Annotated in this window: 5 protein-coding genes; 1 reads left to right on the top strand and 4 read right to left on the bottom strand. The window is 62.6% G+C overall.

Going from position 1 to position 18,278, the window contains the following annotated elements; genetic code table 11:
- Positions 1-116: 116 nt before the first annotated feature.
- Positions 117-3,161, top strand: coding sequence for a heavy metal translocating P-type ATPase (locus V6584_RS07630; RefSeq protein ID WP_340470054.1), 3,045 nt, complete (start codon positions 117-119; stop codon positions 3,159-3,161).
- Positions 3,162-3,362: 201 nt separating this feature from the next.
- Here V6584_RS07630 and V6584_RS07625 read toward each other — a convergent pair whose 3' ends face one another.
- The 4 genes from V6584_RS07625 to V6584_RS07610 all read right to left on the bottom strand — a co-directional run bounded on the left by V6584_RS07625 (position 3,363) and on the right by V6584_RS07610 (position 18,200).
- Positions 3,363-4,454: an alpha/beta fold hydrolase gene (locus V6584_RS07625; protein WP_340470055.1), complete on the bottom strand. Its 1,092-nt coding sequence runs from the start codon at positions 4,452-4,454 to the stop codon at positions 3,363-3,365.
- 127 nt (positions 4,455-4,581) lie between these two features.
- Positions 4,582-12,825, bottom strand: a complete 8,244-nt coding sequence (locus V6584_RS07620) for a DUF5979 domain-containing protein (protein WP_340470056.1) — start codon at positions 12,823-12,825, stop codon at positions 4,582-4,584.
- A gap of 372 nt (positions 12,826-13,197) precedes the next feature.
- The gene (locus tag V6584_RS07615) at positions 13,198-15,534 is read right to left on the bottom strand and encodes a YhgE/Pip family protein (protein WP_340470057.1); all 2,337 of its coding nucleotides are present in this window, start codon (positions 15,532-15,534) and stop codon (positions 13,198-13,200) included.
- Positions 15,531-18,200 (bottom strand): YhgE/Pip family protein, encoded by a 2,670-nt coding sequence (locus V6584_RS07610; RefSeq protein WP_340486360.1) that lies wholly within the window; start codon positions 18,198-18,200, stop codon positions 15,531-15,533. The genes V6584_RS07615 and V6584_RS07610 overlap by 4 nt, the downstream gene beginning before the upstream one ends.
- Positions 18,201-18,278: the final 78 nt, after the last annotated feature.

The following is an 18,278-nucleotide window of genomic DNA, read 5'->3' as shown; positions in this document are numbered from 1 at the left end:
CAGGACACGCCCCCGGGCGGCCACGATTCATCGGCCGGATGAAACCCTTGCTTTCCCTACCACAAGATTATACCCTCGGGGGGTATCATGGAGGCAGATTCCGGAAGGGGAACACCATGGACGATGTCTTGGTCATCATCGCAGGGCTGGCCGTCACGGCCGCCATCATATGGTACTTCTTCGCCCCCAGGAGGGCCACGAAGGCCAGGGATGAGGGGGGCGTGCAGACCGTCCGCATCACCGTCAAGGGAGGATACAGCCCCCAGGTGGTCAAGGTTCAGGCGGGCAGGCCCGTCGACCTGGTCTTCGACAGGCAGGAGGGGGGCGAGTGCTCGTCCCACGTGGTCTTTTCGGACTTCGGCATCGACAAGACCCTGCCCGCCTTCGAAACCTCCACCCTGCGACTGACCGCCCCCCATGCAGGGGACTATCCCTTTGCCTGCGGGATGAACATGCTCCACGGTACCCTCCGCGCCACGCCGGCCCCCGGTGAGACGGACCGGCAGGAGGGACGGACCAGCGCATCCGGCCAGATGGTGGCAGGCAGGCAGGATTCGCCCGGGGGCCGGGTCGAAGCCGGCGGACATGACGGGGCTTCCCGCCAGACAGCCGGCCATGCCACCGGCCAACAGGCTGACGGCCGCGAGCGGTCCCAGGGGGCCCAGACCACCCGTCAGACGGCACAAGGCGGCGACCAGGACACGGAGGACCGCGAGCGCGTCAAGGAAATCCGCGACCTGACCCGCCGTTTCATCGTGGCCCTGGTCTTCACCCTCCCCGTTTTCGTGGCGGCCATGTTCGGCATGTTCATCCCCATCCCCCACTTCCTGATGAACCCCTGGGTGCAACTGGTACTCATACTCCCCGTCATGTTCTACTCGGGATGGCCCATCCACCGGACCGGCTGGCTGGCCCTTGCCCACCGGACCCCGGAGATGAACTCCCTGGTGGCCCTGGGCACGGCCACGGCCTTCCTGTACAGCCTCTTCGTCACGGTGGCCCCCGAACTCCTGCCGGCCGGTTCCCGTGAACCTTACTATGAGGCAGTGGGGACCATCATCACCCTGATGATCCTGGGTCAGATCTTCGAAGCACGGGCCCGTAGGGGGACCGGCGACGCCATCCGTTCCCTGATCGGTCTCAAGCCCAAAACGGCCACTGTGGTCAGGACGGACGCCGGCGGGGGGGAGAGGCTGGAGCAGATCGCCGTGGACGATGTGGTCGTAGGCGATGTGATCCAGGTCCACCCTGGCGAGAAGCTCCCTGTGGACGGCAAGGTCATATCGGGCAGCTCCTCCGTGGACGAATCCATGGTCACCGGGGAGTCCATGCCAGTGAGCAAGCGCGCAGGAGACGACCTGGTGGGGGCCACGGTCAACGGAACCGGATCCCTGCGCTACAGGGCAACCCAGGTCGGTCAGGACACGGTCCTGGCCCAGATCATCCGTCTGGTGAAAGCCGCACAGAGCTCCAAGGCTCCCATCCAGAAGCTGGCGGACCGGATTTCAGGCATCTTCATCCCGGCGGTCATACTTGTGGCCGTATGGACCTTCGTGGCCTGGTGGATCTTCGGCCCCCTCCCCCGCGGGGTCTACGGGGTGGTGGCGGCCGTCTCCGTACTGGTCATCGCCTGCCCCTGCGCCCTGGGCCTGGCCACCCCCCTCTCAGTCACCATCGGAACAGGGCGGGGGGCCCGTTCAGGAATCCTCTACAGGTCTGCCGAAGCCCTCCAGAACGCCCACACCGTCGATACGGTCGTCCTGGACAAGACGGGGACCATCACCGTGGGCCGCCCACAACTGAGCGATGCCCTGGCAACGGACGGACTGGACAAGGACCTCCTGGTGGCCGTGGCGGCCAGTGCCGAAGAGGCATCCGAACACCCCCTGGCCCATGCCATAGTCCAGTCGGCCAAAGAGCGGGGCATGGAACTTGAGCACCCCCTCACCTTCGGTTCGGTGACCGGGGCCGGCGTCAACGCCGTATTCGCACCCGGGGCCTTCTCCGGCCGTCTGGCCTCCTTCGGGCCGCAGGGCGGGGAAGGCGGCGATTCCGGCCGTGACGGGCTGGACCCCGACACCGGTCGGGGCCTGGAGGTCCTCATCGGCAACCGTTCCCTCCTGGAGGACAGGGGGGTCGGCTTCCCCGACAAGGCCGGAGACAACCCCGGGGATGGGAGCCAGGACCGTGTCATCAGGATGGCGGGGACCTGGAGTTCACAGGGCAGGACCACGGTGTTCGTGTCCATCGGCGGCCGCCTGGCCGGCATCCTGGCCGTGGCCGACCAGGTCAAGCCCAGCTCTGCCCAGGCCATACATGCCCTGGATGAACGTGGCATCGCGACCATCATGCTCACCGGGGACAACGAGGGAACCGCCCGAAGCGTGGGCGTTCAAGTCGGGGTCAACCAGGTGATTGCGCAGATCCGCCCTGAAGACAAGGCCGGAATCGTCAAGGCCCTCCAGGCCCAGGGGCACAGGGTGGCCATGATCGGGGACGGAATCAACGACGCCCCGGCCCTGGCCCAGGCCGACATGGGGATGGCCATCGGCACGGGGACGGATGTGGCCATCGAATCGGCCGATATCACCCTGGTCTCCGGTGACCTGAAGGCGGCGGCGACGGCCATCGACCTCTCGGCGGCCGCCATGCGCAACATCCACCAGAATCTCTGGTTCGCATTCGGCTACAACGGCCTGGGCATCCCCATCGCCGCCGGGGTCCTCTACCCCTTCATCGGCCTCCTTCTGAATCCGATGATCGCCGGCGCGGCCATGGCCTTCTCCTCCCTGTCGGTGGTCCTCAATGCCAACAGGCTGCGCTTCACCAAGCTCAAGGCCCGGCCCGTCAAGGATCCCAGACCCATAGACATGGACGCCCTCCGCCATTCCCTGACGAAAGGGCAGGTCGAAGGCGCCCCGCAAGACCAGCAAACAACAGATAAACAGAAAGGACATGACATGGGACTCTTCCACCGTCATGATGACAACCAGAACAAGGCCACGGACGACGAGCAGGTGGTGGACCCGGTCTGCGGGATGACCATCAACCGCTCCCAGGCGGCCCAGACACGCGAGTACGAGGGGAAGTCCTACTACTTCTGCTCCGACAGGTGCGCCGAGACCTTCGATGCGGACCCCAAGAAGGTCCTCGACAAGTGACCCTGCAGGCGGGGCCGTCCGCCAGGGATCAGGTTTTGAGGACCTGACCGGCCGGGCGGTCCCACCAGACCAGACAGGCGGAGGGCCCCGTCCCCAACGACCACAGGCAGCCCGGTGGCCATGGGGGGGGCGGGGTCCTGCTTCGTCACCGGTCATCTCCAGCCGAAGGCCCCCCTATGCAGGAGAGGACGGAAAACCCTCCTAGCGGTCGCCGCCCAGCCGGTAGGGACTGTCGAAGAAGTCGAAGATCTGCTGCAGGTACGGTCCCAGCACGGGGTTGGGCATTTCAAAGAGCTCATGCATGCTCTTGTGGATCGTGACCAGGTCGGCCTGGCTGCCTCCGGCCTCCACCTGTGCCACGAACCGGGCCTGGGGCTTGGGAAGGACCATCGTATCGGGCTCGGCCTGGAAGAGAAGGATGGGGGTCTCCACCCGTTCGCATTGCTCAGGTTGCAATATGACCTTGCACATGGCCAGACTCTCCCTGATCCAGCCGAAGGTGGCCGCGCTGGTCTGGTATTCGGGATTGCCGGCCCTCTGTCTGTGGGCCCACCTGACCCTGGCCTCACTCCCATTCACGTATTGGGTCATATCGGCTTCCGGATTGAAGGGGTGGAAACCGGGAATCATCGTCTTTCCCAGGCCCAGCCCGCATGCCGCCTTGGCCGCAAGCAGGACCAAGGAGGGCGGAAGGCCGACCCTGGGTGCAATCATGGGCGAGGAGAGCACCGCCTTGTCGATCAGCGAAGGGTGACGTTCCAGCATCCTGGCCGCGATGGCGCCCCCCATGGAGTGGGCGTAAAGGCAGAGGGGGTGGTCACCGGCATAGACCTGCCCTACGGATTCGCAGAAAGAGGCCAGGTCCGCAACATACCGCTGCCAATGATCCACCCAGACCAGGCTGCGCCCGTCGACGCCCCTGCCCGAACCCCCATGCCCCCAGTGCTCGATCAGGCAGACCGAGTAGCCCTGCATGAGGAAATACCAGGTCAGCTCGGCATACTTGTCGGCGAATTCCGTGAACCCGTGCGAGATGACCACTGCCCCCCGCCAGCGGGCCTGACCGCTTTCATAAGCCCTGTCATGGAACTCGTTGACGTCGTAGCAGACAAAATGAACCAGCCCGACGGGATCCCTGTCCTTCTCCCGGCCACCTTCGAGAATCTCGCCCCCCTCACCACTGCGGGAGTGGGAGGTCATCCACCCCTCATGGCGGCACCTGGACAGGTCGGGCAGGACCACCTCTTCCATGGTCCTGGTGAAATCCTCCTCATCAATCAGGTTCAGATTCATATAGCCACCCTATAACAACAACCGGCCCAGACAGCTCATATCCAGGAGGCCCCGGTGCCGAAGCGGCAGGAAACAGATGGGTCCCCGGGCCTGAATGGCCCGGGGACCCATCTATGCGGGAACCGGCTCAGCGCATGTGACGGCCGGCAGCCCTGGCCGTCCTCTTCCTGACGAGGAGGAGACCACCCGCCATGAGTACGGTCGCCAGGGCGACGAAACCGGTCACCACGCTTCCGGTCCTGCCCAAGGGGTCATGCCCGCCGGCCGGCTTGGACTCGGTCGGCCTGCCCGGCTTGGTCGGCTTGCCCGGCTTGTGGGAACCAGTGCCAGGCACTTCCTTCTTCTTGAAGACGGTGACTGAGGTCACCTTCTGATCACCCTCAGACTGCATGGTCACCTTGCCGTCGGCGTCCAGACCGGAGATGCTCTCGCTGACCACATCACCGCCTGAGACATCGCGGCGCACCGTGACCCCGCAAACGGCCCCTACCGGCAGGTACTTGACCTCGTAGGACTGCTTGGTCTGCCCCCCGGTGAATTCGAACAGGTGGCGGCTGTCCGCCTGCGACAGGGGGAGGGTCTCCCCGCCGACCGTGCAGGAGAGTTCGGACAGGTAGCGGTCATAGGATGGGATATCGCCACGGATTTCCTTCTCGACCACCAGAGGGTTGGCCCGGTCGTACTCACTGACCAGGACGACCTTGTTCTCTTGCTCCGTGCTCAAGGCCAGACTGCCGTCGGCGGCAGTCCCGACAACCCTGTTCTTGGTCGAACCGCCGTGATCGGTTTCCACGATCCTGCAGACGGTCCCCTCAGGCAGATCCCTGACCTCATATGACTGCGAGGCCTCCTTGGAATCCCCCTCCGGGAATTGGAACACGTGGCGGCTGTCGGATCCCTGCAGGGGGACGGACTCCCCGTCAACCGTGCAGGAGAGCTCGGCCACGAAGGTGGCGGCGGGGGTGGTCCCCTTGTTGGTCCTGACCTGCTTCTCGATGGTCAGGGGGAGGGAACGCACATACGCGGATGTCAACGTCACATCCTGCGACTTGTCAGCGGAGACCGTCACCTTCCCGTCAGCCGGATCGCCCTGGGTGTCCTTGACGGAGTTCACCTTGGCGCCGCCATGGTCGGATTCCACAGCTTGGCAGATGGTCCCCACCGGCAGGCCGGCGACCGTATAGGAGTCCTCCTCCTGTCCGGCGGCCATATCGAACACGTGGTGCTTCTGCGCATCGGTCAGGGGCACATCTTCGCCTCCGACCTTGCAGGAGAGATCGACCACATAACGTCCGGCAGGGGTCGAACCCGTGTTGACCTTGACCTTCTTGATGATCCTGATGTCACCGCCCCTTTCGAAACGGTTGACGACATCAAGCCTGTGACCTTCCCCTGGATGGTCGACAGGCCCGAGATTGCCGACCTCGAACCCGCCCGACTTCGGCTTGATCTTCGTGTCGGCCTTGATCTTCCTCCCGGCCCTGTCGGTGCCGAGGGTGGCATCGATCTGAGGAAGGACCTCGGTCGCCCCCTTTGCATCGGTTTCCTCGACCGAGCAATCCGCGCCGACAGGCAGGTGCCCCAGATCCTTGCTTTCACCGTCGGCCAGGTCGAATGCTGATTCTGAACCCTTGTGACTGCCCAAGGAGCAACTGCTCTTGAAGGAGAACCTTCGGTTCCTGTCTATCGCCCCGGTCTGGTCGTCGACTTTCTTGGTCACGTTCAGACCGGTCGCCGCGAAGTCAAGCGTCCCCTTCTGCTCGACCGAGTCGGCCGCCGCCTGCTGGGTGTCGGATTCGTCCGACGCATCCCTCGTGCTCTGGTCGTCTTCATCCTTGACCACCCCGACAGTGACGGGGTCACCCACCTCATAGCCGTAACCCTTGGCGGGGGTGTCGGCCGTGGCGTGGCCGTAGTAGGAGGGACGTCCGGTATAACCGTCAGGTACATAATCCATGCCGGTCACCTTGCAGACGGAGCCCAGGGGAATGTCGTCGACCCTGGCGGAATGCGATTCATCCACACCGTTGAAGGGACCGATTTCCAAGATGCCTGACTTGTCCGTGAAACCATCACACCGGTATCCGACCTTGAAGACGGCACCGGGTACATGCCAGGATGCGACCGGGGAGTCTGGGCGGATGCCCAGGTTCACCGTGTAGGAGCCGCTGCCCAGCCTGACCTGGCTGGGTTGGGACTCCATTGCGGACCCCCACGAGGTGTTGGTGCCGCCTGAAACGGCAGCGGTGTTGATGATCTCCTGGTCGCCGTCCGTCCTTGCGTCGGAGGGAACCTTCACCTTGAATTCGACCACGACATAAGCCCCGGGAGCGAAGGCACCCCTGGACCCATCGGCAGACTTGACCACAAATCTCATCGAGGAGACACCCAAGGCGGGTTCATTCGCCGTCCAGGTCAGGCCCGACGACTCGCATTTCATGGTGTTGTTTCCCGCCTTGGCGTCAAGCAGGGCGCACGGGTTGGGGTTGGAGGAATACTCCACCGTGGATTTGAGGTCCTTGACCGCGCCAAGGGCTTCGGCTTCCGGCCCGCTCAGGACCTTGGCCGACCCCGGCACGTAGACCGGCGTCACGGTCGAACCGCGTTGACCGTCGAGGACGGTGCCCACATCGTTGGCGTAGGGGAGTTCATCCACAGCCCTGAACTCGTCGACGGCCACACTTCCGCTGTTGGTGATCTTCAAACGGTAGGTCAGCTCCTCGCCGGGTGTGGCGCGGCGGATGCAGGGGAATTTATCCCACTTGCCCTGACCCCAAGTCATCCTGTTGGAGATGTCGCATTTGGCACCGTTGGTCATGACATCGCCGAAATCTCCGGCGTTGACGTATTTCTCGACGGCGGTGTTCGCCTGCCCCTGCGTTTCGACGGAAGCATCGGACCGGCACTTGTCCGGCCCCGTGTAGTCCCTTGTGCACTCGGTCTGTACCGTTTCGGTCGACAGGCCAGCCCTCGAGCCATCGGCCGCAACCGACAACTCGTTCTTCTGAATCGAGGAGATGCCCGGCCCCACCTGAAGAGGCAGGCGTATGATGATGCGCTCACCCGGCAGAAGGTAGGCATCGGACTGGCCCCAAGTCCAGGTGATCGCAGTGACCCTGCGGGATGCATCCGCGTCCATCTTCACATCAGGTCTGATGGACCTGAGCCTGTCCGGTTGGGACATGATCTCCCAGAGCTGGGCGTTGTAGATCAGCTGACCGGGTATGTTGTCCCGGATGCTGGGACGGTAGAGGGTGGCGGAGTCGGTCTTGCTGTTGTTGGCAAGAACAAGATAGAAGTTGACATAGTCACCGGGGAAGTGGCTGACGGACTTCTTTCCCGTGTTGTTGACAGGGTCATAGTTTTCGACGAACTTGAAGGCCTGCGGGGTCGTATGACCCAGCTTGATCGCCTGCATGCTGTCCGCGTCGGAGGTGTCTCTGACCTGCCTCGTGTCGCTCAGACCCTTGTTTCCGACGATGATGGCACTTGTGGCGTGCAGGGGTATTTCCCACCACCGGTCGGTCACGTCGCCATTGGCGTCTGTAGACTCTTTCTCCGCCTCGCCATAAGGGGCATCAAGCCTCGAGTTGGTCCTCAACTTCTCACGCAGGGTGCTGGTCAGAGTGATCGTGGCCTTGGCGTCGGCGGGAATCCTCTGACGATTCTCCTCGCTGCCTCCCAAGACCTTGAGCCTGATGCCCGTCACGTCTGCGAAGTTGATGCCGGCAGGTGCGCTCACCGGGCCGCCGGAGACCCTGAACCAACTGGTCCATCTCCCGCCGCCTATGCTGCCGGGCTTTGAATCGGTCCTGAGGCTCATATAGCCGTATGAGGAAACCGGCAGATTGACGGACAGGCCGACCAGATTGTCTACGTCGAAGAAGGAATTGGTGTCCATGGCGTAGTTCGTGGGATCGGTGGGCTCCGTGTCGATGTCCCAGACCGCTATGTCACGGCCGGAATTGTTGTTGGGCGGCGCGAGGGTGGACAGTTGCAGTTCATCCGCCCCGGCGTTGCCGGTGTTGGCCGTCTCGATCGTGCTGGTGATCCTGGGCTTGGCGGATTCAGCCAAAGACATGATGCTGTCACGCGACATGGAAGGGGATCCGACATTTGACTTCGTACCGACCTTGTATGTGGTGTGCTGGAGGTTGATCGTGGAGCAGTCCCTATGAATGGACGGCGAACAGTCGGGCCAGTTGGACTCCTCCTTGTCCTCTCCCGTCACGGAGACGGAAGAGTGCACGGGCGCCGTCAGCCGCTGGCCTGCCCCGTTCCTGCAGGGATGGCCGTGGAAGTCCCCTGCGGAGCAGTCGTATGGACCGTTGATGCCGATGGCACCGGCACCGGCCAACTCGTAAGGAGGATCAGGCCACACCTCGTTCGGGTCGGATGGGTTATTCCTCTGCTCCTGGAAGATGTAGCCGGCCGAGCTGACCCGGACCTGGTCCCTGAGCTCCGTGTCGATCGATATCTCTCCCTTGTTGCGGGCAGCTGAACCGAACCTGGAGAGAATGAGGAAGTCCTTCTTGTGGAAGGAGACTTTGACGCCCACCACGGTGGAAGGATCCAGCCCCGCGGGCAGATTGATGTCCCGTGCGGCGGTTCCGGCACTGACCTCCATCGGGTCAACGGCCACGACCGAGGAAGTCCCGGAATCCCAACGGAAGAGTTCGATGGTTGCATCGGCCTTGTCCGCATTGGGCTTTTGGGGCGTTGCCTTCGCATTGGCCAGTTTGGGATAGACAATGTCGCTTATGCCGGTGAAATCGACCATCTGGAAGGGGTTGGCTTTCATGTCGTTCGGCGCCACCCTGCCTGATGTGGTTATCCCGACACCGACCGAGGTCTTGTTGACGCTCATGCCCACATCCGTCTTTGAGCTGCCACCGTTGTCCACAGACGATCTGGTCACGTTTGCCACGGACATGGTCATCGTGCTCTTGGTGCGCTGGGTGGCGACAAGCAGGTTCTTTGGATTGCTCCAGTCGATCTTCGTCTCCAGCTGCAGTTCATCCGGTTGCTGCCAAACACGGTAGGAGTGCTTCACCACGGCCAGATTCCGGTAATCATCGGACCCGACCGCCTGGGCGTCCACCCTGGCTCTGTTGACATAGGCCTGTTCCAGACCGGCGAACTCGTTCTTCAGCGCCGCATCCGCTGACGTGTTCAGGGCGGGGTCCTGGCGTCTGATGCCGTCCGAAGTGCCCAGGACCTTGCCATACTGGGGGTGTATGGCGTAGTTTCGCCTGAGTTGGGCGTTGACATGGAAGATCAACTGAGCGCTCTTGGGCAGGGCCTTGTCTGGGTCGCTCAGCCTGGTCAGGATGGCTTCGAATTGGGCCGTCCTGTCCAGCTCATCGGGGCTGGGGCCAGACCCATCCCAGGTGACTGCTCGCGGCGTCTTCCAGACGTTCTCATAAGCCTTGCTTTCTATTTTTTCGAGATCGTCGTCGCTCACCCCACCCTTCGGAACCTCTATCTTCCCGTTCTTGATGAGGCGGCCCTGCTTGTCCAGAAGTCTCACAGCAACCTTCTGGTCGGGCCCGACGTTGAAAGTGCTCAGACCGATCAACCTGAGGAAGTCGAACGATTGTCCCTTGTCGTCGGGAGTCCCGTCCGACCTGCCCTCGTCATGCAGACCCTGGTAGATGGTTCCCTCGGGATCGCCGTCCACGACTTTCAGTGCCTTGTCGGTACCTTCCACCATGCCGCCGACGATGAAGTCCGTAACCCCGTCCTGCTGCTCGAAACTGCCGCGACTGGCATTGTCGGGAATCCGCTTGAACGCGCGGGACCTGGGCCGGTCGACGAGAAGCATCTGGTCGTTGGCGGTATTCCAGGGAATGTTCACATTCGCATTGGTTTCGGTCGTGACGGAGAAGTAGTTCCTCTTCCTCGTCAGACCCGGGTAATAGGGGTCGGGATCATCATTGTCATCGTTGGGTGCCGGGTAGTTGTCCGGGTTGACGGCCCTGCCGGGGGCACCGGCCGCGCCGTCCGTGATCGCCGTCTTGCGCCACTTGACCTTGCCCACCTTCACGCTGCATCGGATATTGGCCGGATAATACGACTGGGATCTGGGTTTCAGGGTGACTCTGACGCCGACGATGGAATCCAGGGGAATAGAGCTGTCATAATCCTTGAGGGTCAGGGTCCTGGCCCCGTCCACCCTGTCGACCACCCAGACCTTCAGGCTCTCATCGGTGGCGATATCGGTGTCGTCCGACTTGCAGATGGCCCCCTCTTCACCATTGGTGAACCCGTTCAATTGGGTGAACCTGGCGAAGTTGTAGAAGGAATCTTTCAACTGGCTCAGATCCGGAGTGGAATCGAACCTGAAGGGGTCGTCCATGACAAAGTACTCGGGCCCGTCGGCGGGGGCCGCGGTGTCCGTCGAATACGAGGTAGCCGACAGCTTGATCTCATGCTCCCCGTAGTCCTGGTGCGCGTAATCGGCATCCCTGTTCCAGAGGTCTCCCGCTGCGTTTATGCCTGCCGCCGGGTATGACACTTTCGGCTCCCCGATTGCCTTCGACAGTGTCGAGACAAAATACCCGGGTTTATCGAGGTAGAGAGTCTGGGGGGATTTCATGCCCGAGGTCTTGATGTCAGTCGTGGACACGGCCGAGGCCTCGGCCACATTGGTGACATATGTTCGTTCGGCGTAGGACGGCTTGATGGGCCGGCCGTCGTCAAGACGTTCCTTACGCAACTTCATGGGAAGAGACAGGGATCCCGCACAGGATTCGGTCCCCTCCAGGGAGCAGCCAGCAGGAAGGGCGGTCGAAACCCCGCCGGCTTCGAATACGACATCCATGCCGGCAACCTGGCTGAAATCCAGCGCGGGCGACGGATCGGGCATGGGGTCCCCGTCATGGAACACGATCGGAGAGTCCGCAACCAACCTTCCGCCGACATAACGATAGTAAGTGACGGTCGCCTTCGTGGCGTTCCGGGGGAAGGTCACCGCAGGCCGGCCTGTCAGTCCCTCATAGTTGAATGATTCGCCCCTTCTGCCGTAGTTATCCGTGCCGGGCACTGAAATCTTGATGGATTTGAGGTCGACGGGGCCTGAGTTGGAGAAGCGGATGACCGAAGTCGAGGCCTCATCGCGCCCGTATACGGACTTTTGATCACCGCTCTGCGTCGTCCACTTCTGATTGACGGAGACAGAGGGGACCAAGGGGTTGACACCGATGCTGCGACTGAAGGAAAGCGGGGAGGAAGATGAATTCTCGGGTTGGACCGTGGCCACCAGCGTGGCGTCATCCAGGAACTTGGAACTGCCCGTCTGGGATGTGACCACGGGGTCGTCGGTCCCCCGGAGGGTCTTGCGCAGCTCGAAGATGGGGCTCAATTTCACGTGTGCGCCTGAGGGGACATTCTGATAGACCACCTTGTAACCGGTCACATCCGTGCATGAACCGAGTACGGCCACATCGGCCCCGGAGTCGGGCGCCGTGAAATCGACCTTCTGCTGCCCGCCGGCTCCGCAGGTGAAGGTGACGCTGCCTCTGAGCTCCTTGCCTGCTGGGGCGAAGACTCTGACCTTCTTCAGGTCGAAGGCATCATAGATGCGCCCTGCATATCCGCCCAACGAGGACCTGCCGGGGGAGACGAAGCTGAGGTCGGCGTCCGCGTTGGTCAGGTTCGTGATGTCCATGTCACCCACGACAGGTGCGGTTTCATTGACATTGACCGAGGGGGCGGGGGAGAAGTCTCTCATCACAAGATTACCGCTGGGCAGCTTCCTCACCCTCTGGACCACGGGGAAGGTCATCTTGTTGAAGCTGCGGGTGCCGCTGTCCCTGCCGGTCTCCTTGGTGGCACTGGCCTGGGCTGTCATCTCGACGAATTTGCCGTCGTAATCATCGAACCGAGAGTCTTTGGAGAAGATGAAAGGCAGGCGTATCACGTTCTGCGCCTGGGCCAGATCCGCCCAGGTCACCTTGACTGTCGTGTTGTCACCTGATTCCCCGGAATCCACAGTGACCCCGTTGGGGATGGCGAGCCGACTTGACTGGATGGCGAACTGCTTCGGCATGGTCAGGTCAGCCACGCCCTTTCCGCAATGCCCATCCGGTGAATTGGCACCGGGGCAGCCCATGCTCAGGCGGTAGTAGTAAAGAGGACCTGACGTGATTGTGTACCGACCGTCGACCAGGGGGACGGGACCGCCGTCCGCATCCACGATATCCGCGGCAAAGGTGGCCTCCGGCCCTTCACCTATGGCCTGTGCCGGTGGCGTCAAGCCTGTGAGGAGGGTGGCGAGCGCCACCAAGAGTCCGGCCAGTGCTAAGACCCTGCGCCAGGGAGCCCGCCTCTCCGTCTGAGACCCTATGTGCAAGTCTGCTCTACGACTCATTCCCATTCCCCTTCTTCGTGGCTAGTAGGCCCTTATCCATGGCTTCGGCCCCGACGAACCCCTTTGATGGAATCCGAAACCCCCCCAATCGGATGGACATGAGGACATCCTTTTACCGATTTCGTAGATAACACACAGAGAGTGCGCTACATACAGACTTAAATCCTATCAGATATCCGACAATCTTGTCACAAAGTGGAATTGTGACTGAGCACACACCCCCATTGATATAAAATAGTATTGTTATTCCATCAATCTCTTTATGTTTTTCTAGCGGATTATATGTGTTTTGGCCTATGAAAAAACCCTGCGGGATTCTGGAGGCGGTTGTCCACCCGTTGGACATGATGACGGCGCGGCAGGGAGCCGCTGTCACATGAGCTTGGTCCGCTCCAGGTTCCGAACTATCCAGTCGTTGCAGCGAATCACCGGCTTGCGCAGGACCAGCCCCAGTAGGAGGGACGGGACCAGGAAGAGGGCCAGGAAGCCCATCTCACGCCAGAACTCCATCCCGTAGGCACCGGCCACGGCCGACTGCATGGCACCGATGGCATGGACGAAGGGGAGGAAGGGATAGACCCCCTGGAAGAAGCCCGGCAGGGTCTCCATGGGGAAGGTGCCGCCGGATCCGGCCACCTGCATGACAAGCAGGATGACCGCGATGGCCTTGCCGATGTCGCCGAAGGAGACCACCAGGGTGTAGATGAGGTTCATGAAGACGAAGGAAGCGAAGGCGGCAACCAGGATGAACATGAGGGGGTGGATGCACTGGACCTTCAGGTAGTACAGGTCACCCAGGCCGATCAGTATCCCCTGGAATACGGCCAGGAGGGCGAATATCAGGAAGCGCCCGAAGTACTCCTGGTAGAGCTTGAGTCCGAACCGGCGGGCGTTCCCGGGAGAATCCGGACGGAAGGCGCCCCAGGGATGAGGGGAGGTCACGGTCCCTTCCATATCATCGGCCTGTCTCCAGCCCTTCTCCAAGGAGGGCATGCCGAGGATCCGGGCCTTCTTCTTGTCTGATAGGGCGACCTTCATCATCGCAGCCAGGATCGTGGCCCCGACCCAGATGGAAAGCGTGGAATAGAAGGGGGTCATGGCAGACCCGTAATTCATGACGGGGAAGACCGCCTTGCGTTCGACGGCGGCGGGGGAGGACAGGAGGGAGGCGAGTATGTCCGTATCACCGCTGAGGAGCTTGGCCGCAGCTTGGCTCTCTTTTCCGTCCTTGGCGGCGTATGCCTTTGACAGGTGGGCGCTCAAGGTGTCCATCTCTTGGGATGCATGGTCCAACCGGTCGGCGATGGCAACCAGCTGGCCCTTGGCCTGCCCGATGTCGCCAGCGACCGTCCCCGACAGTCCACCTGCCCCCTTGACCGTCCTGTCCAGACCGGTCGCCAATTCACCCGCCCGATTGGCCACCTCGTCCACGGATCCTGACAGGGAGTCCAGCTGGGGACGGAGGTCCTTCCGGTAGTCGTCGGTTACGCCGGCCACCGATCGGCGGGCCTGGGAGATCTTGTCTTTGAGGTCCTTGCGGGCCTTCCCCAGATCGCCGCCGGTCCTGGCGGTCTGCGCCGCCTTCGTCAGGCGGTCGGCCAGGTCCTTCTGCGCACTCTGGGCCGACCTGATCGAGGCGGCCGCATGATCGATGGCCCCCAAAAGACGTTGGCGCTGGTCGGCCGGAAGATGCCGGTCCCCATCGACTGCCTCGCGGAGGTCCTCCAGGCGGCGGGCCATGTCTTCATAGCCGGTGGCGGACTCGCCCACCTTCCCCCCGAGCGCATCCAACTGGTCCGCGACCTGGTCCGAGTGGGAACCGGCCCGGTCGAAGGCGTCGTCCACCTTGGCCGATATGGAATCGTAGGCCTGGCCGGCCTGGGTCAGAGCCCGGTCCACGGAATCCGCCGACCCGGCCAGGGTCTTGCCCACGGTCTGCGCCCCCCGGGTCCCCCGGTCCAGGGCCTTGCGGGAGTCGGCGAGGACGGAGTCGGACTGGCCTATGATCTTCCCGGTGGAGTCGATCAGGCCCGCCGATGCATCCAGGAGCCCGCCATATGCCCTCACCTGCACAGAGGCCGACTCCATCCTGTCCGACAGGTCGTCCAGATGGTCCTTGGCGGTGTCCAGGTACTGCTGCATCTGGGGGCTGCGCGAGTATGCGAACACCTGACTGGCCAGGTCGATGCCCACCTGACCCACGGTCTTGGCGAAGGTGGTGTCGATGGTGGTCGCCACCGTATCTGCCCCCTTCCCGGTGACGTTGGGGGCTATGGCGTTCTTCTTCTTGTTGAGGTAGTACTCCAGCTTGGCGTGCTTGACGTCGGGCGAGAAGAGGGTCATCATGTCCGCGCTGAAGTTCTTCGGAATCACGATGGCTGCGTAGTACCTGCCAGAATCGACCCCGTCCAGGGCCTCCTGCCTGCCCACGAACTCCCAGTCCAGCTGGTCGTTGGCGCGAAGGGTGCTGGTGACCGTCTCGCCCACATTAATCTTTACCGGGATCAGGTCCGACTTGTAACCCTGGTCGGTGTTGGCCACGGCCACCTTGATGGCCTTGGTGTTCTTGTAGGGGTCCCAGCTTGCGGCGATGTTGAACCAGGCGTAAAGGGCGGGGACGATGATCAGCCCCATGATGACGATGATGGCTATGACGTTGCTGGTGGCGTCGATCACATCCCGCCGGAAGATCCTCCAGATGTTCCTCATCGACGCTCACCCCCCTCGTCGTCATTGTCGTCGGCGCCCGCCGATACGACCCGGTCCAGGCGGCCGGTGACCGCCTCGCCGGCGGGAACCGGTCCTCCCTCTTCCCCCCGGCCGGAGTCGACGGCCAGGGAGGGCAGGAGAAGGTCACGAAGGCCGCCGCCCGGCACCTCGGACAGGCCCAACTGATGTACGTAGCTGTCACAGATGTACTCGACCACGATCAGGTAGGTGTCTATGAGGACTATGGAGGCGATGCAGGCGATCAGCATGACGATCTTGGCCTCGGTGCTGAACAGGAGGACCAGGAAGAGCACGGGCAGGAGGACCAGGAAGAGGCCCACCCTGATCAGGTAGGGGTAGAGGGCCAGGAAGCGGTGGGCTCGGCCGCGCAGAATACGGCGGTAGTCCCCTCCTTCACCTACGAAGGAACGCACAAGGCTGCTCACGTTGAGGCGGAAGTCCGCCGAGTGGTTCTGCTCGGTCAGCATGAGGTCGGTGGCCCCCAGCCGCCTGTCGAACAGGGCGTTGAGGTTGAGCAGGTACCGCCTGATGACAAGACCTATCAGGAGGGCCACCGGCAGGTACCAGAAGACATGGAGCATGTCCTGCCAGTAGTCGGCCCCGTACATGCCGCCTATGGTCTCACGCATGGCGTTGATCCCGTAGGTGAATGGGAGCCAGGGGTTCAGGTTCCGGAAGAAATCGGGCATCATCTCGATGGGGTACATCCCCGAGGAGCCGGGTATCTGCAGGATGACCAGGACCACGGCCAGGGCCTTGCCTATGTGGCGGAAGGTGGCCGCCAGGGCATAGATGATGTTGATGTAGACGAAGGAGGAGAAGACCCCGGCCAGGACGAAGAGGAGGGGCTTTTCGCACTGGATCCCGAGCATGAGGTCGCCCACCGTGGCGATCACCGCCTGGAAGAGGCCGACGAAGACGAGGAGGAGCCAGCGGCCCAAATAGGCCTGGCGGGCGCTGCAGGAGGCTATCCCCTCCTTGTCCACCTCCAACTTGTAGATGGCGATGAGGATGAAGCCTCCCACCCACAGGGCCAGGTTGGTGTAGAAGGGTGCCACGGATGAGCCGTAGTTCTTCACCGGATAGACGGTGTGGGTCTCCAGGGAGACCGGGGCGGCCATGGCCTGGCCGAAGGCCGAGGGGTTCAGGTCGATCGCCTGGGATATGCGTTTCCAGGCTGCCGAGCTGCCCAGGGCGGCCACGTCGGTACGGACCCCGTCCAGGTCCGACCTGATTGAGGTCAGTGACTTCTGCGTGCTCTCGACGGTGGTCTGGGTCTGCCCGATGGTCGAATCCAACTGGTCCAGGAGCCCCCGGGTCTGTCGGGCTGCCGTCGACAGACCGCTCAGGGTCCCGTCCAGGTCGCCGGCGGCAGCCGATACATCGTCCACCCCGCCGAGGAGGCCCGGCATGAGACTGCCGGTCAGGGACCGGCTGGCCTGGTTGAGGGCGTCTGCCCCTGTACCGGCGGTCTGGGACATGGCGCCGGTCAGGTCGTCAGCCGCCTTCCTGCCCGATTCGAGGGCATCCGAAGAACCCTTGGTGAAGTCGTCCAAGGCCTGCCGCTGCTTGTCCGCCGTCTTCTGAAGTTGGTCCAACTGCTCCTGGACTGAGTCGTACACGGGATCGCCCGGCTGGAGGCCGGAGGAGGCCAGTCCCTCCTTCAGGGTCTTGATGGCCCTGTCATTGGCATCCACCACCTGGCCCAGGCTGGAGGTGACCCTGTCGACCTTGTCGCCGGTGTCGTTGAAAGCCCGGTCTATATTGCCTGCGGCAGCGTTCACGCTCCCCACGGTGCCGGAGAGCTGCATGGAACCCTGGGTCAGTGCGCCGTTCAGGTCGGTCGAGAAGGAGAGCACCCCCCTGCGGGCCTGGTCCACCTCCTTGCGGGACCGGGACAGGGAGGATCGCGTGGCTTCTATCTGGCCGACCAGGTCATCCACGTTCTTTTTGGAATCACCTACCGTCCTGCGGGCCTGGTCCAGGGATCCGTCAGTGCCTTTCAGACTGGTCCTCATCTGATCCAGGTCGCTGATGGCACCGTTGATGTCACTTACAACGGCCCCCCGGGTCTGCTCGGCCGCCCCCTTTGAGTCTCCCCTGGCCTGGAGGACCTTGGAGGCGAGCGCATCGCTGACCGTGGAGACGAAGATGGAGTTGATCTGCTGATCGATGGTGGAGGCCCCCGTATCCGTGACCTTGGGGGCGATGGCGTTCTTCTTCTCGTTGACGTAGTAGTCCAGGGCGGGCCTGGTACCCGATCCGTCGACGATTCCGATCAGGTCGTCGCTGAAGCCCTTGGGGATGATGATGGCTGCATAGCACCGTCCAGAGTGCACCCGGTCCACGGCAGCGGACTCGTCGTCCACGAACTGCCAGCCCAGGCTCTTGTTGTCCTTGAGGGCCTCGACGACCGAACGGCCCGCGTTGATCCTGCCCGTGACGGCCGAGTCGGCCCCCCTGTCCAGGTTGACAACGGCCACCGGGATGTTGCCGGTGTTGCTGTAAGGATCCCAGAGGGCCAGAATATTGAACCAGGCGTATAGGGAAGGAAGAATGGCCACACCTATGGTCACGACCAAGGCCACCGGGTTGCGCAGTATCCGCATGAGGTCACGGCGGAAAATCGCGAGGACGGTCCTCACGGCTGGCACCCCCTTTACCTCATGTGCGATCCGCGCGCCTCCCTTGAAAATCAGCCAGCCCGCGAATCATCAGAAGCC

The sequence above is a fragment of the Bifidobacterium favimelis genome (genome assembly GCF_037963085.1).
Lineage (GTDB): Bacteria > Actinomycetota > Actinomycetes > Actinomycetales > Bifidobacteriaceae > Bombiscardovia > Bombiscardovia favimelis.
The sequence above is the reverse complement of the archived record's forward strand: the minus strand, read 5'-3'. Positions and strand labels throughout refer to the sequence as shown.